General features: G+C 71.0%; 19 protein-coding genes and 1 riboswitch. Of the genes, 6 read left to right on the top strand and 13 right to left on the bottom strand.

Annotated features, from left to right (window positions below; translation table 11 throughout):
• The first annotated feature begins 69 nt into the window (after positions 1-69).
• From B2W79_RS08520 to B2W79_RS08510, 3 genes are all read left to right on the top strand, one after another.
• Positions 70-708: a bifunctional 4-hydroxy-2-oxoglutarate aldolase/2-dehydro-3-deoxy-phosphogluconate aldolase gene (locus tag B2W79_RS08520; protein ID WP_292788606.1), complete on the top strand. Its 639-nt coding sequence runs from the start codon at positions 70-72 to the stop codon at positions 706-708.
• A 151-nt stretch (positions 709-859) separates the two neighbouring features.
• Positions 860-1,447, top strand: a complete 588-nt coding sequence (locus tag B2W79_RS08515) for an ankyrin repeat domain-containing protein (RefSeq protein ID WP_292788604.1) — start codon at positions 860-862, stop codon at positions 1,445-1,447.
• The gene (locus B2W79_RS08510; protein WP_060923668.1) at positions 1,444-2,193 is read left to right on the top strand and encodes a sulfite exporter TauE/SafE family protein; all 750 of its coding nucleotides are present in this window, start codon (positions 1,444-1,446) and stop codon (positions 2,191-2,193) included. Before B2W79_RS08515 ends, B2W79_RS08510 begins: the two co-directional genes overlap by 4 nt.
• Positions 2,194-2,265: 72 nt before the next feature.
• On the opposite strand, the gene B2W79_RS08505 is transcribed toward B2W79_RS08510, so the two are convergent.
• Together B2W79_RS08505 and B2W79_RS08500 are read right to left on the bottom strand one after the other, a co-directional pair.
• A complete protein-coding gene (locus B2W79_RS08505) occupies positions 2,266-3,099 on the bottom strand; it encodes an SDR family oxidoreductase (RefSeq protein WP_292788601.1) in 834 nt (277 codons plus the stop codon).
• Positions 3,100-3,179: 80 nt separating this feature from the next.
• Positions 3,180-3,938: an SDR family NAD(P)-dependent oxidoreductase gene (locus B2W79_RS08500; RefSeq protein WP_292788599.1), complete on the bottom strand. Its 759-nt coding sequence runs from the start codon at positions 3,936-3,938 to the stop codon at positions 3,180-3,182.
• A 132-nt stretch (positions 3,939-4,070) separates the two neighbouring features.
• On the opposite strand from B2W79_RS08500, the gene B2W79_RS08495 reads away from it, so the two are divergent.
• Positions 4,071-4,796: an aminoglycoside 3'-phosphotransferase gene (locus tag B2W79_RS08495; RefSeq protein WP_292788597.1), complete on the top strand. Its 726-nt coding sequence runs from the start codon at positions 4,071-4,073 to the stop codon at positions 4,794-4,796.
• A 12-nt stretch (positions 4,797-4,808) separates the two neighbouring features.
• Here B2W79_RS08495 and B2W79_RS08490 read toward each other — a convergent pair whose 3' ends face one another.
• From B2W79_RS08490 to B2W79_RS08470, 5 genes are all read right to left on the bottom strand, one after another.
• A complete protein-coding gene (locus B2W79_RS08490; RefSeq protein WP_292788595.1) occupies positions 4,809-6,281 on the bottom strand; it encodes an amino acid permease in 1,473 nt (490 codons plus the stop codon).
• A 9-nt stretch (positions 6,282-6,290) separates the two neighbouring features.
• Positions 6,291-7,661, bottom strand: coding sequence for a glutamate decarboxylase (locus B2W79_RS08485; protein ID WP_292788593.1), 1,371 nt, complete (start codon positions 7,659-7,661; stop codon positions 6,291-6,293).
• A 102-nt stretch (positions 7,662-7,763) separates the two neighbouring features.
• A complete protein-coding gene (locus B2W79_RS08480; RefSeq protein WP_292788591.1) occupies positions 7,764-8,555 on the bottom strand; it encodes an energy-coupling factor transporter transmembrane component T family protein in 792 nt (263 codons plus the stop codon).
• Positions 8,552-10,006 (bottom strand): ABC transporter ATP-binding protein, encoded by a 1,455-nt coding sequence (locus B2W79_RS08475; RefSeq protein ID WP_292788589.1) that lies wholly within the window; start codon positions 10,004-10,006, stop codon positions 8,552-8,554. Before B2W79_RS08475 ends, B2W79_RS08480 begins: the two co-directional genes overlap by 4 nt.
• Positions 10,006-10,647, bottom strand: a complete 642-nt coding sequence (locus B2W79_RS08470) for an ECF transporter S component (protein WP_292788587.1) — start codon at positions 10,645-10,647, stop codon at positions 10,006-10,008. Before B2W79_RS08470 ends, B2W79_RS08475 begins: the two co-directional genes overlap by 1 nt.
• Positions 10,638-10,749: riboswitch (TPP riboswitch) on the bottom strand. It overlaps the preceding gene by 10 nt.
• A gap of 70 nt (positions 10,750-10,819) precedes the next feature.
• Here B2W79_RS08470 and B2W79_RS08465 point away from each other — a divergent pair.
• On the top strand, positions 10,820-12,307 hold the full coding sequence (locus B2W79_RS08465; RefSeq protein WP_292788585.1) for a D-alanyl-D-alanine carboxypeptidase family protein: 1,488 nt from the start codon (positions 10,820-10,822) through the stop codon (positions 12,305-12,307).
• Between the two features lie 58 nt (positions 12,308-12,365).
• Here the strand turns inward: B2W79_RS08465 and B2W79_RS08460 are convergent, their stop codons facing one another.
• The 3 genes from B2W79_RS08460 to B2W79_RS08450 all read right to left on the bottom strand — a co-directional run bounded on the left by B2W79_RS08460 (position 12,366) and on the right by B2W79_RS08450 (position 17,650).
• Positions 12,366-14,672, bottom strand: coding sequence for an ABC transporter ATP-binding protein (locus B2W79_RS08460; protein WP_292788583.1), 2,307 nt, complete (start codon positions 14,670-14,672; stop codon positions 12,366-12,368).
• A complete protein-coding gene (locus B2W79_RS08455) occupies positions 14,669-16,396 on the bottom strand; it encodes an ABC transporter ATP-binding protein (protein WP_292788581.1) in 1,728 nt (575 codons plus the stop codon). Before B2W79_RS08455 ends, B2W79_RS08460 begins: the two co-directional genes overlap by 4 nt.
• A gap of 192 nt (positions 16,397-16,588) precedes the next feature.
• The gene (locus tag B2W79_RS08450) at positions 16,589-17,650 is read right to left on the bottom strand and encodes an enoyl-CoA hydratase/isomerase family protein (protein ID WP_071329209.1); all 1,062 of its coding nucleotides are present in this window, start codon (positions 17,648-17,650) and stop codon (positions 16,589-16,591) included.
• Positions 17,651-17,760: 110 nt separating this feature from the next.
• Between B2W79_RS08450 and B2W79_RS08445 the strand changes: the two genes are divergently transcribed.
• Entirely contained in the window at positions 17,761-19,719 is a 1,959-nt protein-coding gene (locus B2W79_RS08445; protein ID WP_292788578.1) for an ATP-binding cassette domain-containing protein, read from the top strand.
• A gap of 50 nt (positions 19,720-19,769) precedes the next feature.
• Here the strand turns inward: B2W79_RS08445 and B2W79_RS08440 are convergent, their stop codons facing one another.
• From B2W79_RS08440 to hemB, 3 genes are all read right to left on the bottom strand, one after another.
• Positions 19,770-20,219, bottom strand: a complete 450-nt coding sequence (locus tag B2W79_RS08440) for a hypothetical protein (RefSeq protein WP_071329211.1) — start codon at positions 20,217-20,219, stop codon at positions 19,770-19,772.
• 293 nt (positions 20,220-20,512) lie between these two features.
• Positions 20,513-21,835, bottom strand: coding sequence for a glutamate-1-semialdehyde 2,1-aminomutase (gene hemL / locus B2W79_RS08435; RefSeq protein WP_292788575.1), 1,323 nt, complete (start codon positions 21,833-21,835; stop codon positions 20,513-20,515).
• 96 nt (positions 21,836-21,931) lie between these two features.
• Positions 21,932-22,692 (bottom strand): porphobilinogen synthase (hemB, locus tag B2W79_RS08430; RefSeq protein ID WP_292788573.1); only part of this gene is annotated, 761 nt, incomplete at its 5' end.

The raw sequence follows: 22,692 nt of genomic DNA, 5'->3' as shown, positions 1-22,692 counted from the left end.
CCGACACTACTTGTAATGACAAGTTGCCGTGCGGAAGAATGGGCGCATCCCCCTCGATCAAGGAGCAGCATGTCCGACCGTCTCGCCCGCGCCCGCACCACCGGCATCCTCGCCGTCCTCCGCGCCCCGTCGCCGGAGCTGGCTCTGGAGGCGTCGGAGGCGATCATCCGCGGCGGAGTCTCCGGTATCGAGGTGACCTTCTCGACCCCCGACGCACCGGCCGTGATCCGAGAGCTCATCGCCCGCCACGGAGACGCCGCGTACATCGGCGCCGGCACCGTCACGACGGCGGAGCAGGCGACCCAGGCCGCCGACGCGGGTGCCGCCTTCCTCGTCAGCCCGGGAACCCTCCCCGACCTCACGCGCGCCATGATCGACACCGGCCGCGTCGTGATGACCGGCGCGATGACGCCGACGGAGGTCATGGGCGCCCTCGAACTCGGCGTCGACGTCGTGAAGATCTTCCCCGCCTCGCTCGGTGGCCCCTCCTACCTCGGTGCGCTGCGCGGGCCGTTCCCCGACGCTCCCCTGATGCCCACGGGAGGCGTGAAGCCCGACAACCTCGCCGACTGGTTCGCCGCCGGCGCGGTCGCCGTCGGTGCCGGTGGAGACCTCGCGAACGGCACCGCGATCGCGAACGCGGACTGGGCCGAGATCGAGGAGCGCGCGGCGCGCTTCGCGGCCGCGCTCGCTGCCACGCGGGGCTGAGCCGTCGACCTCCGGGATCATTTGGTATACCGGATGCATGTGGATGCGGCGGAGTGCGGCGGTCGGCGTCCTCGCGGGGACACTGCTCCTCGCCTCGGCCTGCACCGCTGCACCCTCGTCGCCCCACACGGCACCGATCCCGGAGGTTCCCATGACCGACGCCACGTCCGACCTGCTCGCCGCCGCCGCCGCGGGAGACGGTGACGCCGTCCGCCGCGCGCTCGACACGGGTGCCGACATCGAGGCCCGCGGCGACGGCGGCATGACTCCCCTGATCGCGGCCACCAAGGCGAACCACGTCGACGCGGCACGTCTCCTAATCGAGGCCGGCGCCGACGTGAACGCGAAGGACGACATCCAGGACTCCGCCTACCTCTACGCCGGCGCCCGCGGGCATGACGAGATCCTGCGGATGACCCTGGCGCACGGCGCCGACCTCCGCAGCACGAACCGCTTCGGCGGCACCGCGCTGATCCCCGCGTCCGAGCGCGGCCTGCTGCCGACGGTCGAGATCCTGCTGGACGCCGGAGTCGACCCCGATCACATCAACAACCTCGGCTGGACCGCCCTGCACGAGGCGATCGTGCTCGGCGATGGGTCCGCCCGCTACGTCGAGGTGGTGCGCGCTCTCCTCGACGGCGGCGCCGATGCGACCATCCGCGACGGCGACGGGGTGCTGCCGCTGGACCTTGCGACCGACCGCGGGTACGACGCCATCGCCGCTGAGCTCCGGCGGTGACAGCACTCGATCCCTGGGCCTGGGCCGCGCTCGGCGTGGCCGCGGTCGTCATCGGGATCTCGAAGACCGCTCTTCCGGGCGGCAGCATCCTCGCGATCGCCCTGTTCGCCGCGGTCCTCCCCGCCCGCACCTCCACGGCGGCGACACTTCTGCTGCTGATGGTGGGCGACGTCTTCGCGCTCCTCGCCTATCGACGGCACGCCCACTGGCCCACGCTGCTTCGGCTCGCACCGGCGGTCGTGGCCGGACTCCTCCTCGGCTTCGCCTTCCTCGCTCTGACCGGAGACGGGGTCGTGCGCCGCGCCATCGGCGTGATCCTGCTGCTGATGATCGCCGTGACGCTGTGGCGGCGATGGCGGCAGGCGCGGGCGGAGCAGGAGGCGGCGGCGCGGGGCGGCGCGCTGCTGGCCGGCGTCTACGGCACGCTCGGCGGCTTCACGACCATGGTGGCCAACGCGGGCGGGCCGGTCATGTCGATGTACTTCCTCGCCACGCGGACACCCGTCCAGGTCTTTCTCGGCACCTCCGCCTGGTTCTTCGCGATCATCAACGTGATCAAGGTGCCGTTCCTGGCCGGGATCGGACTGTTCACCGGGCCCGTGCTGCTCACCGATGCGATCCTCGCGCCGCTCGTGGTGCTCGGCGCGCTGCTCGGGCTGCGGGTGGCGCGGCGCCTGGACCAGCGGCTCTTCGACCGCATCGTGATCGTGCTGACGATCCTCGGCGCCGTGTACCTGCTGCTCTAGCCCTTGGACAGGCTCTAGCCCTTCGACGGACTCAGGGGCCCAAGCGTGGGTCGCTGAGCCTGTCGAAGCGCATCAGTCCAGGAAGATGTCCGGGAACAGCGCGCTGTCCGGAGTCCCGGGGACGGCGGCGTAGCCCGAGAAGTCGGTGACGCCGTTCGCCTCGAGCACGTCCTCCACGATCAGCGACTGTCCCGTGTACGTGCGCGCCGACTGGGTGAGCACGGCGTGGGCGGCGTCGGCGTAGATGTCGGCCGTCCGGCTCGCGGCCATCACCTTGTCGCCGCCGAGGAGGTTCTGCACCGCGGCCGTCGCGATCGTCGTGCGCGGCCACAGCGTGTTGGCGGCGATGCCGTCGGCCGCGAACTCCGCCGCGAGTCCGAGCGTGACCATCGTCATCCCGTACTTGGCCAGCGTGTACCCGGTGTGCGCGCCCAGCCACTTCGGCGTGGGATTCAGGGGCGGCGAGAGGGAGAGGATGTGCGGGTTCTCGGCGTCCTTGAGGATGGGCACGGCGGCCCGGGAGAGCATGAAGGTGCCGCGGACGTTCACGTCCTGCATCAGGTCGTACTTCTTCGCGGAGAGGTCGAGCGACCGGGAGAGGTCGATGACGCTGGCGTTGTTGAGGACGATGTCGATCCCGCCGAACTCGCCCTGCGTCTTCATGACGGCCTCGGTGATCTGGTCGTCGTCCCGCACGTCGCCCACGATCGGCAGGGCCTGGCCGCCGGCGGCGCGGATCTGCTCGGCCGCACTGTGCACGGTGCCCTCGAGCTTCGGGTGCGGGGTGTCCGTCTTCGCGAGCATCGCGATGTTCGCCCCGTCCGCGGCCGCGCGCAGGGCGATCGCGAGGCCGATCCCGCGGCTGCCGCCCGACATGAGGATGGTCTTTCCGGCGAGTGTGCTCATGGTTCTCGTTTCGAATCGCTTGATTGGCTGGATTTCCGGGTCGAATCGGGTCATTCGGGCGATTCGAAGCCGGGGAGGGGTTACCGCGGGGCCATGCGGATGGCGCCGTCGAGGCGGATGGTCTCGCCGTTGAGGTAGCCGTTCTCGACGATCTGCTGCACGAGGGCGGCGTACTCGTCCGGGCGTCCGAGGCGAGCGGGGAACGGCACCTGCTGCCCGAGGGAGTCCTGCGCCTCCTGCGGAAGCCCCATGAGCATCGGGGTCTCCATGATGCCGGGGGCGATCGTGCACACGCGGATGGCATGACGGGCGAGCTCGCGGGCGATCGGGAGGGTCATGGCGTGCACGCCGCCCTTGGACGCCGAGTACGCCGGCTGCCCGATCTGTCCGTCGAAGGCCGCGACGCTCGCGGTGTTGACGATGACCCCCCGCTCCTCGTCGTGCAGCTCGTTCGCGGCGATGACGGCGGCGGCCTGGGAGATCACGTTGAACGTGCCGACGAGGTTGATGCGCACGATGCGCTCGAAGTCGGCGAGCACGGCGGGCTTGCCGTCCCGGTCGAGCACCTTGGCGGGCGGGGCGATGCCGGCGCAGTTCACGACCACCCGCAGCGGCGCGGCGGCCTGTGCCGCGGCGACGGCGGCCTTGACCTCGTCGACGCTCGTCACATCCGCGGGGACGAAGAGACCGCCGAGCTCGGACGCGATCTCCTCCCCCTTCGACGAGCCGAGGTCGATGATCGTGACGTGCGCGCCCGCGGCCGTGAGCCGACGGGCGGTGGCCAGCCCGAGTCCGGAGGCGCCGCCGGTGACGAGGGCACCCTGTCCGCTGATCTGCATCTGATGTTCTCCTTCGAACGTCGTCGTGCGACATGCCTGGAACGCAGTCCCAGCCTATGCGGTTCTTGGTGTCACCGCAGGCCCGCCGCGTCGACCCGAGCCTACGACACGGAGGTCGGGCAGGATGAGGAGGTGAGCATTCCCGCAGCCTCCGTCGAGGTCCCCACCCGGGTGCGCGAACTCGCCGCCGGGGCCGCGCTGACCCCGGTGTGGCGCAACGCGATCGGCGGCCTGACCTTCCGCACGGACGACGGCCGCTACATCAAATGGGGTCCCCGCGATCCCGAGGCGAACCTGCGTGACGAGGCCGAGCGGATGCGCTGGGCCCGCACCTGGATCACGGTGCCCGAGGTGCTCTCCCAGGGCGAGGATGAGGCGCACGAGTGGCTCGTGACCGCGGCCCTCCCCGGCAGCAGCGCCGTGGATCCGCGGTGGGCCGCCTCTCCGGAGGCCGCCGTCCGCGCGGTCGGGCTCGGCCTGCGCCTGCTGCACGACGCGCTCCCCGTCGCGGAGTGCCCGTGGACGTGGAGCCCGGAGGAGCGCATCGCGAACGCGGCCGCCCGCGGCACGCCGGTGCCGACGGAGCTGCACACGCCGCCGTCGGTCGACCGGCTCGTGGTCTGCCACGGCGACGCGTGCCTGCCGAACACCCTGCTCAACGACGACGGCCACCCGCTCGCCCATGTCGACCTCGCCGCGCTCGGGGTCGCCGACCGATGGGCGGACATCGCCGTCGCCGCCATGAGCACGCTGTGGAACTTCGGACCCGGCTGGGAGGACACCCTCATCGCGGCCTACGGCGTCGAGCCCGACCACGTCCGGCTGGAGTACTACCGACGCCTCTGGAACGAGACCTGATCCCGCCCCGGCTCACGCCTCCGGGTGCGCGTCGCTCAGGAGGCTCCCGTCGGCGGGGCGCCGATCCCACGAGGGCTTCCGCAGCGCGTAGAAGAGCAGTGGCGGGGCGCCGAGCACGACGATCACCGCCCCGACGATCCACGGGTACGCGGCCGCCGGGAACGCAGTGAAGCCGTCGGGCGGGATGAAGGCGAGCAGGAACGCCGCGAGGCAGGCGAAGAACCCGACCCCGGCGACGAACGGGAGGGCCTTCACGCGGTAGGCACGGGGGACGTCCGGTGCCTTCCGCCGCAGCACCATCGCCGAGGCGAACATGAGCATGTACATGATGAGGTACAGCGCGGCGGCCATATCGATCAGCGCGACGAAGGCCGCGCTGACGTTCGGCACGATGATGAAGATCGCCGCGAGGATCGTGACGATGGTCCCCTGGAGCATGAGGATGCCCGACTGGACCCCGGCCTTGTTCCGCTTCTGCAGCAGCGGCGGGAGCAGCCCCGTCTCCGCCGCCGCCAGCACGCCCTTGGACGGACCGGCGACCCACGTCACGACCGAGGCGAGGGCACCGGCGGCGATGAGCGCGGAGACCACGGCCGTCGCCCACCCCATGTCCCAATGGTCGAAGTACTCCCCGAACGCGAGCATGATGCCGTTCGTCAGCCCGAGCTCCTTCTTCGGCACCGCGACCGCGATCGCGATGGTCGGCAGGATGAAGACAAGCAGGATGAGGCCTGCGGCGAGGAACACCGAGCGCGGGTAGCCCTTGCCCGGATCCTTCATCTGGTTCACGTGCACCGCGTTGACCTCCATGCCGGCGTAGGCCAGCACGTTCGACACGATCAGCACGATGGAGGCGAGACCCGTGAACGGCGGGATCACCGCCGAGGCCTCGAGCGGCACCTGGCTCTTCTCTCCGCTGAAGACCCACACCGCGCCGAACACGATGAGCAGCACCGCGGGGAAGAGCGTGCCGAGGATGCCGCCCCAGGAGCCGAGCTTGGCGAAGAGATCGCCGCCGCGGAGGGTGACCAGGGTGGCGCCCCAGTAGCAGACGATGATGATGACGGCGGTGAAGAACCCAGAGCTGGACAGCGAGGGGTCGAGGAAGACGAAGGCGAGAGCGCCGGCCACGAACGCGAGCTGTGTGGGGAACCAGACGACGTTCTGGATCCACTGCAGCCACACCGCGGTGAAGCCCCACCGGTTGCCGAGGGCCTCGCGCACCCACACGTACACCCCGCCCTTCCAGCCCGTCGCGAGCTCCGCGGCGACGAGGGCGGTGGGGACGAGGAAGAGCACCGCGGGGATGAGGTACAGCGTGATGCTGCCGAGGCCGTAGATCGCCATCGCGGGCAGGGACCGCAGGCTCGCCACGACGACGAGGGTGAGCAGGGCGAGCTGGCCGATGCCGAGGACGGCGACGGCGGGACGGGAGATGCGCGGCGTGGAGGCGGCGCCGGCGGCACCGGACTGCGGGGCGGACATGTCGGCCCCCTAGTGGTGGAACGCCGAGTCGGGGTGGTCGGACGGCATGGGAACCGTGAGCGCGTCGAGGTGGGCCACCTCGGCGGTGATGGCGTCGAGCAACTCGGCGGCCAGATCCATGCTGAGTCCGTTGCGCACGACGATCCGCTGCACCGTGAGGTCCTGGAGATCCGCGGGCATGGGGTAGGCGGGCACGAGCCAGCCGCGCATCCGGAGCCGATCCTGCAGGTGGTAGAGCGTCCACTTGTCGGTGTGCCCGTCCTTCAGGCGCCAGGCGAAGACGGGGATGTCGCTCCCGTCGTTCCACAGCTCGAACGCGTCGAGCTTCGCGATCCCCGCGGACAGGAACTTCGCCACGTCCTGCGAGGCCTGCTGCACGGCCCGGTAGCCCTCGAACCCGAGGCGGAGGAACAGGTAGTACTGCAGCAGCACCTGAGCGCCAGGGCGGGAGAAGTTCAGGGCGAAGGTCGGCATCTCCCCGCCGAGATAGCTCACCTGGAACACCAGGTCCTCCGGCAGCCACTGCGCGTCGCGCCAGACCACCCAGCCGAGACCGGGGTAGACGAGACCGTACTTGTGCCCCGAGGTGCTGATCGAGTGCACGCGCTCCAACCGGAAGTCCCAGACCAGGTCGGGCTGGAGGAACGGGGCGATCATCGCGCCCGAGGCGCCGTCCACGTGGATCGGGATGTCGAGACCCGTCTTCTCCTGGATCGCATCCAGCGCCGCGGCGATCTCGGCCACCGGCTCGTACATGCCGGTGTAGGTGACGCCCATGATGGCGACGACCCCGATGGTGTTCTCGTCCACGTACTTCTCGAGGTCGTGTCCGTCGAGCGTCTTGTGCTCCTCGCTGATGGGCACGTAGCGCGGTTCGACGTCGAAGTAGTTGCAGAACTTCTCCCAGCACACCTGCACGGCGCTCGACATCACGAGGTTCGGCGTGGAGGTGTCCTTGCCGGCGGCACGGCGGGCCTGCTGCCAGCGACGCTTGAACGCGAGACCGCCGAGCATGCACGCCTCGGAGGAGCCGATGGTCGAGGTGCCGATGCTCTTCGCCGCGTCCGGCGCCTTCCAGAGGTTCGCGAGCATGTGCCAGCAGTTGTCCTCGATGGCGGCGGTCTGCGGATACTCGTCCTTGTCGATCATGTTCTTGTCGAAGGAGGCCATGTAGACCTGCTTCGCCTCGTCGTCCATCCAGGTGCTGACGAAGGTGGCGAGGTTGAGGCGCGCGTTGCCGTCGAGGATGGTCTCGTCCTCGACGATCTGCTTCGCCGTCGCGGGAAGCGACTCGGAATCCGGGATGACGTGTCGCGGTGCGACGGTGGCCTCACCCGGCCGCGTGAAGAGCGGCTGGTCGTCGGCGGAGGAGATGCTCATGGGACGTCCCTTTCGGTCGGTGTCGATTGGCACTGTCTCCAGCGGACGCTAGACCGGCCACTCGCGCCACCTCTACGGGCCCTCGTCCGAAAGGGGTGAGGGTCAGGACGGCCCGAGGATGAAGTTCCAGGCGCCGGTCGCGACCGCAGCGGCGATCGCCGTCGCGGAGATCGCGGCCCCGACGGCGAGCAGAATCCACTCCGGCGCGCCGAAGCGCGACTCCCGCGCCCACGTCCGCCGTCCCGCCGCCCCGAAGCCGCGTGCCTCCATCGCGGTCGCGAGCTTGGCGCCGCGGCGGATCGACAGCACGAGCAGGGCGAAGGCCATGCCGAGGAAGCGGCGGATGCGTCCGCGGTCGGCGACGCCGCGCGCCCGGCGGGCGAGCTCGAGGGCGCGCCAATCGTCGAGGAACAGTCCGGCCATGCGCAGGCCGGCGAGCGCACCCAGCACGAAACGGGCCGGAAGCCGAAGGATCTGCCCGAGGCCGTCGGCGAGGTCCGTGGGATCGACCGTGATGAAGAGCACCACCGAGGGCAGGGCGATCGCGAGCACCCGGAGCATCGTGGCGACGGCGAGCGCGAGCGACCCCTCGCTGATGCGGAGCACGAACCAGTCGACGTAGACGGCGCCGCTCGTCTCGCCGTAGAGGGCGATGGTGAGACCGGTCAGCGGCGCCGCGAGCCAGACCGGCCACGTGCGCACCCAGAACTCCCGCCAGCCGATGCCGGCGAAGAGGAACAGCACCGCCTCGAGCACCAGCGCGACAGCCGCCGACACCGGGTCGAGGGTGAGGACCAGCGGCACGGCGATGAGCGCGCTGACCCCGAGCTTCGCGACCGGATTGATCCGGGCGACGACGCCGGTGCGGGTGGGCGCGGGGGCGAGAGCCGTCATGCCGACGCCCCCAGCGCGAACCGCGTGGCGTGCAGGGCGCGCACCACGTCGAGATCGTGGGTGATGGTGACGATCGCGGAGCCCTCGTCCCGCAGGGCGGCGAGCATCGCGACGAGCTCGGCCCAGGTGCGGGCGTCCTGACCGAACGTCGGCTCGTCGAGGATCAGCACCCGGGGTCGCGTGGCGATCGCGGCCGCGACCGTGAGCCGGCGCTTCTCTCCACCCGAGAGCGTGTACGGATTCGCGGCCCCCAGATGCGCCAGCCGCAGCCGGTCGAGCAGCTCGTCGACACGGGCCTCGATCTCGCCTTCGGAAAGACCCAGGGCGCGGGGGCCCACCGCGAGCTCCTCGCGCACCGTCTTGCCGAGGAGCTGATGTTCCGGCTCCTGGAACACCATCCCGATCCGCGTGAGGAGCTCGCGGGAAGCCCAGCGGATCGGCGACGGATCCGCCCCCTGCGCGAGCACCGGGGCCGCGGACACGGCGCCGCTGACGGGAGGGAGGAGTCCGGCGAGGGTCAGACCCAGCGTGGACTTGCCTGCACCGTTGGGCCCGGTGATCGCGACCGCTTCACCCGCACGCACCTCCAGGTCGATGCCGTGTGCCACCGGACGTCCCTTCACCCGTGCGACCGCGAGGCCGCGCGCCGACAGCAGCACCTCCCCGGGGGCCGCCCGCGGTGCCGACGGCTCGGCGGGCGGCCGGCCGGGCACCCAGACGCCGTCCGCGGCCAGGCGCTCGCCCTGCGCACCGAGCACATCCGCGGGAGTGCCGTCCGCCACCACCCCGCCGGCCCCCAGCACGATGACCCGCGTGAGGAGCGGCAACCACACCTCGAGCCGATGCTCCACGACCACGAGGGTGGCGGGACGCGTGGCGAGCATCCGCTCCACCGCCTCCCTGACCTCGCGCACGCCCTCCGGATCGAGGTTCGCCGTCGGCTCGTCGAGCAGCACCAGCCCGGGGCCCATCGCCAGCATGCCGGCCAAGGCGAGGCGCTGCTTCTGACCGCCGGAGAGCGCCGCGGTCGGGTGATCGAGCGGCACGTCCAGTCCGACGCCGGCCATCGCGGCCTCGACGCGGGGCCAGATCTCGGCACGCGGCACCCCGAGGTTCTCGCACCCGAAGGCGACGTCATCGCCGGCACGGGCGAGGATCACCTGCGAGTCGGGGTCCTGGAGCACGAGCCCGGCCCGCCCGCGGGCCGCCGCGGCGGGTTCGCCATCGACGAGCAGCGCGCCTTCGCTCTCCCCCTCCTCCTCACCGCCGAGCACACCGGCGAGACCGTGCAGCAGCGTCGACTTCCCCGCGCCGGAGGCGCCGAGCACGAGCACGCGCTCGCCGGGCTCGATGCGGAACGAGACGTCGCGCAGCGCCCAGGCGAGGCGGCTCGCGTGTCGCCAGCCCCAGCCACGGGCCTCGACGCCGGCGGGAGCGAACTGCCCGGACATCAGACGCGGACGCGCGCCTCGCGCCCGGAGCCGAACCGGTCCAGAGCCCCGGTCGCCGCGATGCCACAGGCGAGCACCCACGACAGCGCACCGGCGATGACCGCCCCGGAGATCACGGTGCTCACGAGGTAGATCGTCGTGAAGGCGGGACCGGAGCCGGCATACCAGAGGACGAGGTTGTTGATGCCGCCCGCGAGCGCGGCACCGGCCCCGGCGAGGATCGCGACGGGCAGCGACCAGCGGCGGTAGAAGAACAGCAGGAAGACCAGCTCGGCGCCGAGACCCTGCACGAGACCCGCCTCGAGCGTGAGGAAGCCGCCCCACTGGTTGCCGATGAGCGCCGAGACGACGGCGGCCAGCAGCTCGACGTAGATCGCGGCACCCGCCTTGCGGATGATGAGCCCGCCGAGCACACCCGCGAAGAGCCACGGGCCGTCGAGGAGCCCTTGGAGGCCGGGAAGCAACGGCTCGAGCAGGGCCTTCGGCCCCAGGTATCCGACGTTCCAGGCCAGGAAGATCAGACCGGCGGCGACACCGAGGACGCTGGCGACGACGATGTCGATGACGCGCCAGCGCAGGTAGCCTCGCGCCGGAGCGGCCGTGGTGTTCCTCGACGGGGATGCGGACGTGGACGTACTCATGTGAACTCCTCCCTGCGCTGGCATGACCCAGATCAGGTTCGACGGTCGAAGCGCGATTCGCTCCCTCTCAGCCCGGCTCGCCGGACTCCCGTGGTTGTGCTGTCGATCCTACCGTCCGCGCGTCCCGCCCCGCGCACGGCGGATTCGGGGGCGGATTCGGTACCGTAAGCGAGTGACCGCTTCCGATCCCCCTGAAGAGGCGTCCGGCGGCGTCGGCGTCGACGCGCGGCCCGAAGACTCCGCACCCGCATCCGCCGCGCCCGCGGTCGATCATCCGGGTCCGGTTCCGGAAGCCGCGGCGTGGGCCGATGCCTCGGCACCGCCGACCGCGCTGACCTGGGTGGACCCGTCGATCGTCGCTGCGGCCTCATCGACGCCCGAGTTCGATGCCTCGGCCGGCACGGAGGAGGAGACGGGATTGCTGCGCGACGCCCGGCTGCGGCCCGCGTTCGCCGGACCCGGCCTGCTCGTCCCCCTCGGCGTCCTCGCCGGCCTCGTCGCCTCGTACGCCGGCACCACGCTGCTCTGGCCGCTGCATGAGATCGCCCCGACCGTCCAGGCGGTCGAGTTCACCCCCGTCGCCGCCCCCACCGCCGCGCTCGCCTGGCCGGCGGTCGGCGACGGGGCGGTCGGCATCGCCGGGATGACCACCGCGGCGTCGACCACCGCTCCGGTGAGCATCGCGAGCATCACGAAGGTCGTCAGCAGTCTCATGGTGCTGGACCGGCTGCCGCTGGCCCCCGGCGAACAGGGCCCGGAGTTCTCCTTCACCTACGCCGACAGCATCCGTTACTGGGACTATCGGATCGCCAATCAGTCAGCGCTCGATGTGCCGGTGGGCGGAGTGCTGACCGAGTACCAGCTTCTGCAGGGCACCCTGCTCGGTTCGGCGAACAACTACATCGACCGGCTGGCGTCGGAGATCTGGGGGTCCGACCGCGAGTTCGCCGCCGCGGCCGAGGTCTGGCTCGGCGAGCGCGGACTCTCCGGCATCACCGTGGTCACGCCGTCCGGATTCGACGAGCGCAACGTCGCCACCCCGGAGGCCCTCGTGGCCCTGGGCGAGATGGCGATGCGGAATCCGGTGTTCGCCGAGATCGTGGGCACCCGGTCCGTCGACCTGCCCGGGGCCGGGACGGTCGAGAACACGAACGGCATGCTCGCCGATCCGGGAGTCGTCGGCATCAAGACGGGCACCCTCGTCGGCTGGAACCTGTTGACCGCCAAGGACGTCGTCATCGGCGACGCGACGGTCCGGCTCTACGCCGCGGCATTGAACCAGGAGGACGACGAGGCGCGCCTCGCCCTTACCCGCGCCCTGTTCGCTCAGACGGAGGCAGCGTTGCAGGCCCAGGGCCCGGCCGTCCCGGCAGGCACGGTGGTCGGGCGCGTCCTCACCGTCTGGGGCGAGCGCGTCGATGTGGTCGCCGGTGAGGACGCCGATGTCGTGCTGTGGAACGGAGCGAGCGCGACGGCGACGCCGGTGTTCGATCTCGGAGAGGAACGCGAAGCGGACGGGACGGTCGGCACCCTGACCACGACCGGTCCCGTCGACAGCACCGAGACCGCCCTCGTCCTCGACGAGGACCTGGAGGGTCCGAGCCCGTGGTGGCGACTCACCCACCCCCTCGAGCTCTTCGGCATCGCCGGAGACGACTGAGCGCTGACGAACGACGCCCCACTCCGGATCCGGAGTGGGGCGTCGTTCGTGAGGCGGGTCAGGACGGAGACGTGGAGCCGTCAGCGCCGTCGTCGAGGAGTGCCCGAGCCGCTGCGGTCTCGGCCGCCGGGAGCTGGGCGCCGACCGCCGCTCCGGCCACCGCGTCCGTCGCCTGCTCCTGCGCGCTCGCCTCCTCGTCCGCGTCGCCGGTCACGACGACCGGCGAGGAGCCGGTGAGCGCGGCTTCGGCGTCGAGGTCGGTCGCCGCCTGCTCGAACTGCGACTGGTACAGGCGCCAGTACGCACCCTGTGCGGCGATGAGCTCGTCGTGCGTGCCCTTCTCCACGATGTCGCCGTGCTCCATCACGAGGATGAGGTCCGCGTCGCGGATGGTCGACAGACGATGCGCGATGACGAACGAGGTGCGCCCCTGCCGGAGCGCGGCCATCGCGTGCTGCAGCAGCAGCTCGGTGCGGGTGTCGACCGCCGATGTGGCCTCGTCCAGGATGAGGATCGACGGCTGCGCCACGAAGGCCCGTGCGATCGTGATGAGCTGGCGTTCACCGGCCGAGACGTTCGACGCGTCCTCGTCGAGCACGGTGTCGTACCCGTCCGGAAGGGCGTGCACGAAGCGGTCGACGTAGGTCGCCTTCGCCGCGGCGAGCACCTCCTCGTCCGTCGCGGTCGAGCGCCCGTAGCGGATGTTCTCGCGGATGCTCCCGGCGAAGAGCCAGGGGTCCTGGAGCACCATGCCGGTGCGGGACCGCAGCTCGTCGCGCGTGATGGTCGAGATGTCCTGACCGTCGAGCGTGATCCGCCCGCCGCTGAGCTCGTAGAACCGCATGATGAGGTTCACGAGCGTCGTCTTGCCGGCGCCGGTCGGCCCGACGATGGCGACGGTCTGTCCCGGTTCGACGCGGAACGACAGATCGGTGACGAGCGGCCGCTCCGGCGAGTAGGAGAACGAGACGTTCTCGAACTCGATCACGCCCTCCCCCTCGCGAAGCGCGGGGGCATCAGGATCGTCGGCCTCCTGCTCGTCGGCATCGAGCAGGCCGAACACCCGCTCCGCCGACGCGGTGCCGGACTGCACGACCGCGGCCATGCCGCCCAGCTCCGACAGCGGCTGGGTGAACTGCTGCGAGTACTGGATGAAGGCCTGCACGTCGCCGAGGCGCAGCTGCCCGCTCGCGACCATGAGGCCACCGAGCACCGCGATGCCGACATAGGTCAGGCTGCCGACGAAGGTCATCGCGGGCATGATGATGCCGGAGAGGAACTGCGCCTTGAAGCTCGCCTGGAACAGCTCCTCGTTCTCGGCCTTGAACTTGTCCAGAGCGTCCTGCTCACGGCCGAACACCTTGACCAGCGCGTGGCCGGAGAAGGCCTCCTCGACCCGGGCGTTGAGCCGGCCGACCTTGCGCCACTGCGTGCCGAAGGCCTTCTGCGAGCGCGGTCCGATGACGCCGAAGATCACGCCCATGAGCGGGAGTGCCACGAGCGCCACGAGGGCGAGCTGCCACGAGATCGAGAACATCATCACGAGCACGCCGATCACCGTCAGCACGGCGGTGAGGGCACCGGACAGCGACTGCTGCATGGTCTGGGTGATGTTGTCGATGTCGTTCGTCACGCGGGAGATCAGCTCGCCGCGCTGCACCTTGTCGAAGTACGCCAGCGGGAGCCGGTTGATCTTCGCCTCGACGGACTCCCGCAGGCGCCACATGGTCCGGACCATGATGACGTTGATGACGTACCCCTGCAGCCAGCTGAGGAAGGCGGCCACGACGTAGATCGCCAGGACGGCGGCGATCACCCAGCGCAGCGCGTCGAAGTCGATGCCGTCGCCGACCCGGAAGTCGCCGAGCGCTCCGACCTGATTGGCGAAGTCGGTCTGTCCGGCGTCGCGCAGGGCGTCGACCACCACGTCCTGCGGCGTCCCTGCCGGGAATCCCGGGAAGTCGCCGCTGGGCTGGCCGAGCTGGATGGAGATGAAGCCGCGGTAGACGATGTTCGTCGCCTCGGCGAGCACCTTCGGGGCGGCGACGGTCAGCACGACCCCGATCGCTCCGAGGATCGACACGAAGACGAACCAGACCGCGGAGGGCTTGAGCAGCCCGATCATGCGGGCGAAGCTCGGACCGAAGTGGTCGGCCTTGCCCGGTGCGACGCTGTCCCAGTCGCCGGAGTTCTGCCGTGCCTGCTCGGCGAGCTCGGCCTCGTACTGCTCCTCGGCAGTGAGCTCCCGCTCGGTCGTGGGCGCGGCGGCCGCACCCCGTCCGCGACGGCGCCGGGTCTCGGCCCCCTGGGTCCCGGAGCTTGCCCCCTGGGTCCCCGAGCTTGTCGAAGGGTCCTGCTCGCTCATGCGTCCACCCCCAGCTGCGACTCGACGATCTCCCGGTAGGTCTCGCTGGTCTCCAACAGCTCCTCGTGCGTGCCGACTCCGACCATCGTGCCACCCTCCAGCACCACGATGCGGTCGGCATCGGTGATGGTGGAGATGCGCTGCGCGACCACGATCTTCGTCACGTGCGGGAGCTCCCGCCAGAGCGCCTGTCGCAGCCGGGCGTCCGTGGTGAGGTCGAGCGCGGAGAACGAGTCGTCGAACACGAGCACCTGCGGCCGGTGGACGAGGGCGCGCGCGATCGCGAGGCGCTGTCGCTGGCCGCCGGACACGTTCGTGCCGCCCTGGGCGATGCGGGAGTCGAGGCCGTCCGGCATCTCCTCCACGAAGTCGCGCCCCTGAGCGATCTCGAGCGCGTGCCAGAGCTCCTCGTCGGTGGCGTCCTCGCGGCCGTAGCGCAGGTTGGACGCGACGGTGCCCGTGAAGAGGAGGGGGCGCTGCGGCACGAGGCCGATGCTGTCCCACAGCGCCTCGACGTCGGCGTCGCGGACGTCCGTGCCGCCCACGTGCACCGCACCACCCGAGACGTCGAACAGGCGCGGGATGAGCGAGACGAGCGTGGTCTTCCCCGATCCGGTGGAGCCGACGATCGCGACGGTCTCGCCCGGCTCGGCGGCGAAGCTGATGCCGGTGAGGACCGGGGCGTCGGCGCCGGGGTAGGTGAACTCCACGTCGTCGAACGCGACCGCTCCCAGTGCCGGGAAGGCGGTGACGCCATCCGCCGGGCGGGTCATCGTCGACTCGGTGTTCAGCACTTCGCCGATGCGCTCGGCTGAGACGGCGGCGCGCGGGATCATCATCGCCATGAAACTCGCCATGATGACACCGCCCATGATCTGACCGATGTACTGCATGAAGGCGAACAGCGTTCCCACCTGCACGGTGCCGTTGTTGACCTCGATGCCGCCGAACCAGATGACGGCGACCACGGTCACGTTGAGGATGAGCATGAACAGTGGGAAGAGCAGCACGAACAGCGAGCCGACCTTGCGGCCGACGACCATGATGTCGGTGTTCGCGCCGCGGAAGCGCTCCTCCTCGATGCGCTCGCGGACGAAGGCCCGGACCACGCGCACGCCGGTGAGCTGCTCCCGCATGATGCGGTTCACGTTGTCGAGCTTGCCCTGGTAGCTGCGGAACAGCGGCACCATCCGTCCGATGACGAGGGCCGCGAGCAGGAGCAGCACCGGGACGGAGACGGCGATCAGCCAGCTCAGCCCGGCATTGGTCTGCACGGCGAAGATGATGCCGCCGATCGCGAGCAGCGGCGCTGTGACGAGCATGGTCGCGCCCATCATCGCGAGCATCTGCACCTGCTGCACGTCGTTCGTGTTGCGGGTGATGAGGGAACCGGCGCCGAACTGCGAGACCTCGCGCTCGGAGAAGCCGCTGACCTTGCCGAACACGTCGGCGCGGATGTCGCGACCCGCCCCCATCGCGGCGCGGGCGGCGAAGTAGGTCGCGATGACCGAGGCGACGATCTGGCCGAGCGACACCGCCAGCATGAACAGACCGGTGCGCCAGATGTACGCGGTGTCACCCTGCGCGACGCCGTTGTCGATGATGTCGGCGTTGAGGCGGGGCAGGTAGAGGGTGGCGGCCGCGCTGGCGAACTGGAAGACCAGCACGGCGACGAGGAGCCACTTGTAGCGAGACAGATATCGGAGGAGGAGTTTTCCCAGCACAGGCGTACTTTCTCGGAAGGAGGAGGTGGCGGATCTCCCGGCAGACGGATGCCGACCGACGACCGGCCATAGGACAGGGTGCCACGAAGCGGCGACATTCGGATCCCCCTCCGGGAGGACCTTCGCTCAGAGCGAACCGCTAACGCGTCACCGTTGTCTATCTGTTTGGGGGGCTCGACGCCGAGGCGCGCGTCAGAACAGCGCCGGCTGCGGGACGTAGTCGCGGGCGGGAGCCCCGGCGTCGGGTCCGAGCTCGGCAAGGGTGGCGGGCTGCCACCGCGGGTTGCGGTCCTTGTCCACGAGCTGCGCGCGGATGCCCTCCACGAGATCGGGGTGCTCGTTCACGAACCAGAGCACTCGGCGGTACTCGCCCTCCAGCGCGGCGCGGAGCCCGGTCATCTCCCGGGCCTCCCGCACCGCATCGAGCGTGACGACGAGCCCGGTCGGGGCCAGCCCGTCGAGCAGGTCGGCGACGGCCGCCGCCTCGTCGGTGCCGAGCGCGCGGAGCCGCTCCAGGATCTCGGGGACGGTCGGGGCGGCGAAGGCGTCGTCGATCCACTCCCGCGCGGCGGGGAGCGCAGACGGCTCCGGCGTCTCGTCGAACAGCAGGACGATCTCGCTGGGGCTCGTCGGGTCGGCGCGGTAGGCGAGAGCCTCGCGAAGGGCATCGAGGCGGTCGGAGGGGACGAAGTGGTCGGCGAATCCCGCGTACACGGCATCGGCACCGTTCATCGTCGTCCCGGTGAGACCGAGGTACTCGCCGAGGCGCCCCGGCGCCCGCCCCAGCAGCCACGTGCCGCCGACATCGGGCGTGAAGCCGATCCGGGTCTCCGGCATGGCGAGCTTCGAGCGCTCGGTGACCACGCGGATCGCGGCATGCCCCGCGAGACCGATGCCGCCGCCCATCGTGATGCCGTCGGCGAGCGCGACGACGGGCTTCGGATACTCCGCGATCATGGCGTTCATCGCGTACTCCCGGCGGAAGAACTCCGCGGACTGCTCCGGATGACCCGAGGTGATCTGGCTGTGCAGGCGGCGCACGTCGCCCCCTGCGCACATCCCACGCTCGCCCTCGCCGTCGATGAGGACGATCTGGACGTCGGAGTCGTCGCGCCACCCGGCGAGCGCCGCGGTGATATCCGCGATCATGTCCTCGTCGAGCGCATTGATCGCCTCAGGGCGGTTGAGCGTGAGCCGCCCGAGCGCTCCTTCGGTGCGGATGAGGACACGGGGCGCGGCGGGGGTATCGGTCACGGGTGCCAGGCTACCCCGTCGCGTGCGGCCGGATTCCGCACGAAATGCGGGTTCCGGGGCGGTTTTCCGGCAGGATAGGAGGAACTGTTCATCGCAACGAGAGGTCCCGGATGCCCGAAGGACAGGTGCTCGAATTCACGAATGTGACGAAGCGCTTCAACGAGGTGACCGCCGTCTCGGACTTCTCCGCACGGGTCGAGCCCGGCGCGGTCACCGCTTTCCTCGGCCCCAACGGCGCCGGTAAGACGACGACCCTGCGCATCCTGCTCGGCCAGGTGCGCGCCACGTCCGGCACCGCAACGATCGGCGGCGTCGCGTACGCCGAGCTGCGTCAGCCGCTGCGCACCATCGGCGCGGTGCTGGAGGAGACGGCCTACCGGCCGCGCCGCACGGCCAGCCGTCAGCTCACGATCGCCGCGAAGGCCAACGGCATCCGCCTGGCGCGCGTCGACGAGGTCATCTCCCTCGTCGGCCTGGAGGGCGAAGCAGATACCCGCATCGGCGGATTCTCGCTCGGCATGCGCCAGCGCCTCAGCGTCGCCCACGCACTCCTCGGCGACCCGGGAGCGCTCGTCTTCGACGAGCCGGCGAACGGTCTCGACCCGGAGGGCATCCGCTGGATGCGCCTGCTGATGCGTCGCCTCGCCGACGAAGGCCGGACGGTCCTGGTCTCCTCCCATGTGCTCAGCGAGATCGAGCAGGTCGCCGACCACGTGCTCGTGCTCTCCAAGGGACGCCTCGTGCTGTCCAGCGGCATCGAGACGCTGGCCGACCCGGCCGGCGGTTCGGTGGTGGTCGACTCCGTCGATCGTCCCGGCCTCACGACCGCCCTGGTCGCCGCGGGATTCGACATCGAGGTGCTCCGCTCCGGTCTGACCGTGCGGGGGACGGACGCGAGCCGGGTGGGCGCCGTTGCGGCGGACGCCGGCATCGCTCTCAGCACCCTCGTGCAGCGCGGTCCGACGTTGGAGGACGTGTTCATCGACCTCATGCGCGGCGGTCGATTCGACACGGCGCCTGCACTCGATCAGCCCGAGGACGCGGCAGAGTCCGCGACGGGCGAAGCGGCCGCCGGAGCTGCCGCCTCCGCTCTCGCCGCCGGCGGTGCCGCGGCTCTCGCCGACGATCTCAGCACGGAGACCCCCGGCGACGCCGCGGCCACCGAGTCCGACGACGACGAGGCGGTGGGAGCCGAGGACCCGGCCGACGACGCGACGACCCCGCTCGTGACCGTGGTCGAGACCGCTGCGAACGACGACGCCACCCAGGTCGTCCCCGTCGTCGAGGAGACCGTCGCGCTGACGCTGCCCGAACCCGAGGATGAGACGGGCGCGACGCCCGACACCGCGTCCGATGCGAAGTCCGACTCCTCGCGCTCGTTCGACGACATCCTCTCCGGCACTCCCGCGCCGGTGTCCGCGACCGAGTCCCCGCGACGCTCTTTCGCCGCCCTGTTCGCGGCATCCTCCGCCGAGATGGCAGACGAAGACACGAAGGCCGGGGAGGCGCGCACGTTGCCCGAGCAGTCGGCGGGACAGGACGCTCCCGCCCCAGGGGAGTCGGACGAGACGACGCCCGACGCGTCCCTCCCCGCAGAGGGCGCCGAGGCCGAGGCTGTTGAAGCTCCGTCTGAGATCGACGCCGCCGACGGCTCGATCGGCGCCGAGGACACGGAGTCCGCAGCCGACGAGGCAGGCCCCGCGGGCGTGGAGTTCTTCTCCGAACTCGAAACCGCGGCCGCCCCGAACGACGAGGGCGCGACCGCCGACACGACGGAGCCGGCAGACGCGTTCGATCCCGCGAGCGACGACGAGGACCCGCGATCCGCGGCCGTGAGCTCCATGCTCGCCGCCGCCGCCCGCGCTTACTACGAGGACGAGCCCCGGGACTACCCGCTCGCTTCCGGGGAGGGCGACGCCCCCGCCGAGGCCGCATCGCCCGAAGAGCAGGCGTCCTCGCAGGGCGAGCCCTCAGAGGAGTCCGGTGCGCATGCTCCGGACCAGGATCAGGCGCCCGACACCGATGCGGACGAAGACCACAGCGCGCGCTCCGACGAGAACCACGGCTGAACCGCGCACACGAACGCCCTCCCGATCGGGAGGGCGTTCTGCGTCCGACCTCAGGCCGGGCGGGGCCGGATGACGGGCCGGCGACGGCCCTTCGAGACCGGCGTCGGGGCCGTGGCGACGATCTCCTCGACCGTTGCGGGCTCCTCGGAGACCGGAAGGCGGAGCGCCTGCGTCAGCGCGAGGCCGTGCCGTGTAGTCAGGATCAGACGGTTGTACTGCGGGTCGCCTTCGAGATCGACGACCACGCTGGGGCGTCGGCGGCGGATCAGCACGAAGTCGAGGCTGCCTGCCGCTTTCCAGCTCCCGGCTGCCAGGACGCCCGGGATGTGGGTACCCGGATTGGGGACCCCGCGAAGCCAGGTCCAGGCGTCATCCGTCAGCTGGACCTTGGTGATCGTGTCGCGCACGATGCGCACGTTCTCGCGGTGGAAGGTGGCGGCACGTTCGATGGGCGAGAGCACGACCTCGAGTTGCGTCTGGTCCAGCAACAACGTCACCATGCCCCCAGTCTGCCAGCGCCGCCCTCCCGGTTGGCTGGAAGTTGCTCACAGGAACGCAACGATCCCTTGTCGGAATCCCCCACGCTCCGCACGCACGGCTCCTTCGCGAGAACAGGCTGCCACGCAAGAACAGGCGCTGCCGCGGGCGTACGCCTGACCCCGCGCGAAGGCCTGATGCCGACGCCCCTCGAGCCTGCAGGCGTTCACGAGAGATCAGGCAACGGGGTCAAAGGGTTCCTGTCCCCGCGCGGGTGCCTGCGAACGAACCTCCCCGGCAGCCGTGGGAGCAGTGGTCAGGGACGCGCGGTCTGGGCCGCCTGGGCGGCGTGCGGCAGGGCCGCCTCGATGCGCTGGAGCTCGTCCTCGCCGTGGGCGGCGGTGAGGAACCAGGCCTCGAAGACGCTCGGCGGCAGCGCGACGCCGTGCTCGCGCATCGCGTGGAAGAACGCCGCGTACCGGAACGACTCCTGTGCCTGCGCCTCGGCGTAGTCGCGCGGAGCGGAGGCGCGGAACGAGGCGCTGAAGAGGTTGCCGGCGGAGGCCAGAGCATGGGTCACCCCGGCCTCGGTGAGCGCGCGGTCCAGCGCCGAAGAGACCCGAGCGGCGGCGGCATCGACGGTCGCGTAGACCTCGGGCGTCGCGAGGCGGAGCGTGGCCAGGCCCGCAGCCACGGACAGCGGGTTCCCGGAGAGCGTGCCCGCCTGGTAGACCGGTCCGAGGGGCGCCAGGAGGTCCATGACCTCGGCACGACCGCCGAGGGCCGCGAGCGGCATACCGCCGCCGACGACCTTGCCGAACGTCAGGATGTCGGGCAGGTAGTCCTCTCCGGCCGCCGCCTGGAGGCCCCAGAAGCCGGCCGGATGCACCCGGAAGCCGGTGAGGACCTCGTCGAGGATCATCAGAGCACCGTGGGCGTGCGCGGTCTCCGCGATGAGGCGGTTGAAGCCCGGCAGCGGAGGGACGACGCCCATGTTCGCGGCCGAGGCCTCGACGATGACGGCCGCGATGCGGGGGCCGTGCTCGGCGAAGACGGCGGCGAGCGCCTCGGGGTCGTTGTAGCGGATCACGAGCGTCTGCGCGGCGATCGGCGCGGGCACGCCGGCCGAACCGGGAAGCGCCAGCGTGGCCACCCCGGACCCGGCTTCCGCGAGCAGGCCGTCGGAGTGGCCGTGATAGTGCCCGGCGAACTTCACGAGCAGATCGCGGCCGGTCGCGCCGCGGGCGAGACGGATCGCGGTCATCGTGGCCTCGGTGCCGGTCGACACGAGACGGACGCGCTCGACGGGACGGATCTCACCGAAGCGGACGCGGTCGGCGATGAGCGCCGCGAGCTCGACCTCCCCTTCGGTCGGAGCGCCGAAGGAGAGCCCCCGGGCGGCGGCCTCCTGCACCGCGGCGACGACCTCGGGCTGCGCGTGTCCGAGCAGCGCGGGGCCCCAGGAAGCGACGAGGTCGACGTACTCGCGTCCCGCGGCGTCGGTCACGGTGGCACCACGCGCCGAAGCGAGGAACCGGGGCGTCCCGCCGACCGACCCGTAGGCGCGCACCGGAGAGTTCACCCCACCGGGGATCACCGCTCGGGCGGCAGAGAAAAGGTCGTCATTGCGGTCGGTCATCGAGGCTCCTCCGTGATGCACGGAACTCTCCCGGCATCCCTTCCAGGCTAACCCGCCGCGTCTCCCCCGGAGGCCGCCGGCAGGCAGCAGGAAGACTCAGCCGCGCAGCCAGCGGGCCGCTTCGGTGGCCCAGTACGTCAGCACGGCATCGGCGCCCGCCCGGCGGATCGACAGCAGCGACTCGAGGACCGCGGCACGCCGATCGATCCAGCCATTCGCGGCGGCGGCCTCGATCATCGCGTACTCGCCCGACACCTGGTACGCCCAGACCGGGACGGTCACGGCGTCGCGCACCTCGCGCAGCACGTCGAGGAAGGCCATCGCCGGCTTCACCATGACGATGTCGGCGCCCTCATCCTCGTCGACCAGCGCCTCCCGTACGCCCTCGCGACGGTTGCCGGGGTCGAGCTGATACGTGCGGCGGTCGCCCTGGAGCTGCGAGTCCACGGCCTCGCGGAACGGGCCGTAGAACGCGCTGGCGTACTTCGCGGCGTACGCCAGGATGAGGGTGTCGGTGAAGCCCTCGGCGTCGAGCGCCTGACGGATCACGGCGACCTGGCCGTCCATCATCCCGGACAGCCCGAGCAGCTGCGAGCCCGCGCGCGCCTGGGCGAGGGCCATCGAGGCGTACCGCTCCAGGGTCGCGTCGTTGTCCACCGAGCCGTCGGAAGCGAGGACGCCGCAGTGACCGTGATCGGTGAATTCGTCGAGGCAGAGGTCGGTCTGCACGACGAGCGCGTCGCCGACCTCGGCTGCCAGCGCCTCGGTAGCGACGTTCAGGATGCCCTGCGGGTCGTCCGCGCCGGAGCCACGGGCGTCGCGGACCGCGGGAACGCCGAACAGCATGACGCCGCCCA

Origin of the sequence: Microbacterium sp. UBA7513, assembly GCF_002478345.1 — a bacterium.
Taxonomy (GTDB): domain Bacteria; phylum Actinomycetota; class Actinomycetes; order Actinomycetales; family Microbacteriaceae; genus Microbacterium.
This window is presented reverse-complemented; position numbering and strand designations above follow the sequence as displayed.

What these genes read in the sequence shown, in the direction of transcription:
- B2W79_RS08485 (WP_292788593.1), bottom strand. Translation starts at nt 7,661, where the DNA reads ATGAGCATCTCCTCCGCCGACGACCAGCCGCTCTTCACGCGGCCGGGT.
- B2W79_RS08505 (WP_292788601.1), bottom strand. Translation starts at nt 3,099, where the DNA reads ATGAGCACACTCGCCGGAAAGACCATCCTCATGTCGGGCGGCAGCCGC.
- B2W79_RS08445 (WP_292788578.1), top strand. Translation starts at nt 17,761, where the DNA reads ATGCCCGAAGGACAGGTGCTCGAATTCACGAATGTGACGAAGCGCTTC.
- B2W79_RS08480 (WP_292788591.1), bottom strand. Translation starts at nt 8,555, where the DNA reads ATGACGGCTCTCGCCCCCGCGCCCACCCGCACCGGCGTCGTCGCCCGG.
- B2W79_RS08440 (WP_071329211.1), bottom strand. Translation starts at nt 20,219, where the DNA reads ATGGTGACGTTGTTGCTGGACCAGACGCAACTCGAGGTCGTGCTCTCG.
- B2W79_RS08470 (WP_292788587.1), bottom strand. Translation starts at nt 10,647, where the DNA reads ATGAGTACGTCCACGTCCGCATCCCCGTCGAGGAACACCACGGCCGCT.
- B2W79_RS08460 (WP_292788583.1), bottom strand. Translation starts at nt 14,672, where the DNA reads ATGAGCGAGCAGGACCCTTCGACAAGCTCGGGGACCCAGGGGGCAAGC.
- B2W79_RS08500 (WP_292788599.1), bottom strand. Translation starts at nt 3,938, where the DNA reads ATGCAGATCAGCGGACAGGGTGCCCTCGTCACCGGCGGCGCCTCCGGA.
- hemL (WP_292788575.1), bottom strand. Translation starts at nt 21,835, where the DNA reads ATGACCGACCGCAATGACGACCTTTTCTCTGCCGCCCGAGCGGTGATC.
- B2W79_RS08515 (WP_292788604.1), top strand. Translation starts at nt 860, where the DNA reads ATGACCGACGCCACGTCCGACCTGCTCGCCGCCGCCGCCGCGGGAGAC.
- B2W79_RS08520 (WP_292788606.1), top strand. Translation starts at nt 70, where the DNA reads ATGTCCGACCGTCTCGCCCGCGCCCGCACCACCGGCATCCTCGCCGTC.
- B2W79_RS08475 (WP_292788589.1), bottom strand. Translation starts at nt 10,006, where the DNA reads ATGTCCGGGCAGTTCGCTCCCGCCGGCGTCGAGGCCCGTGGCTGGGGC.
- B2W79_RS08490 (WP_292788595.1), bottom strand. Translation starts at nt 6,281, where the DNA reads ATGTCCGCCCCGCAGTCCGGTGCCGCCGGCGCCGCCTCCACGCCGCGC.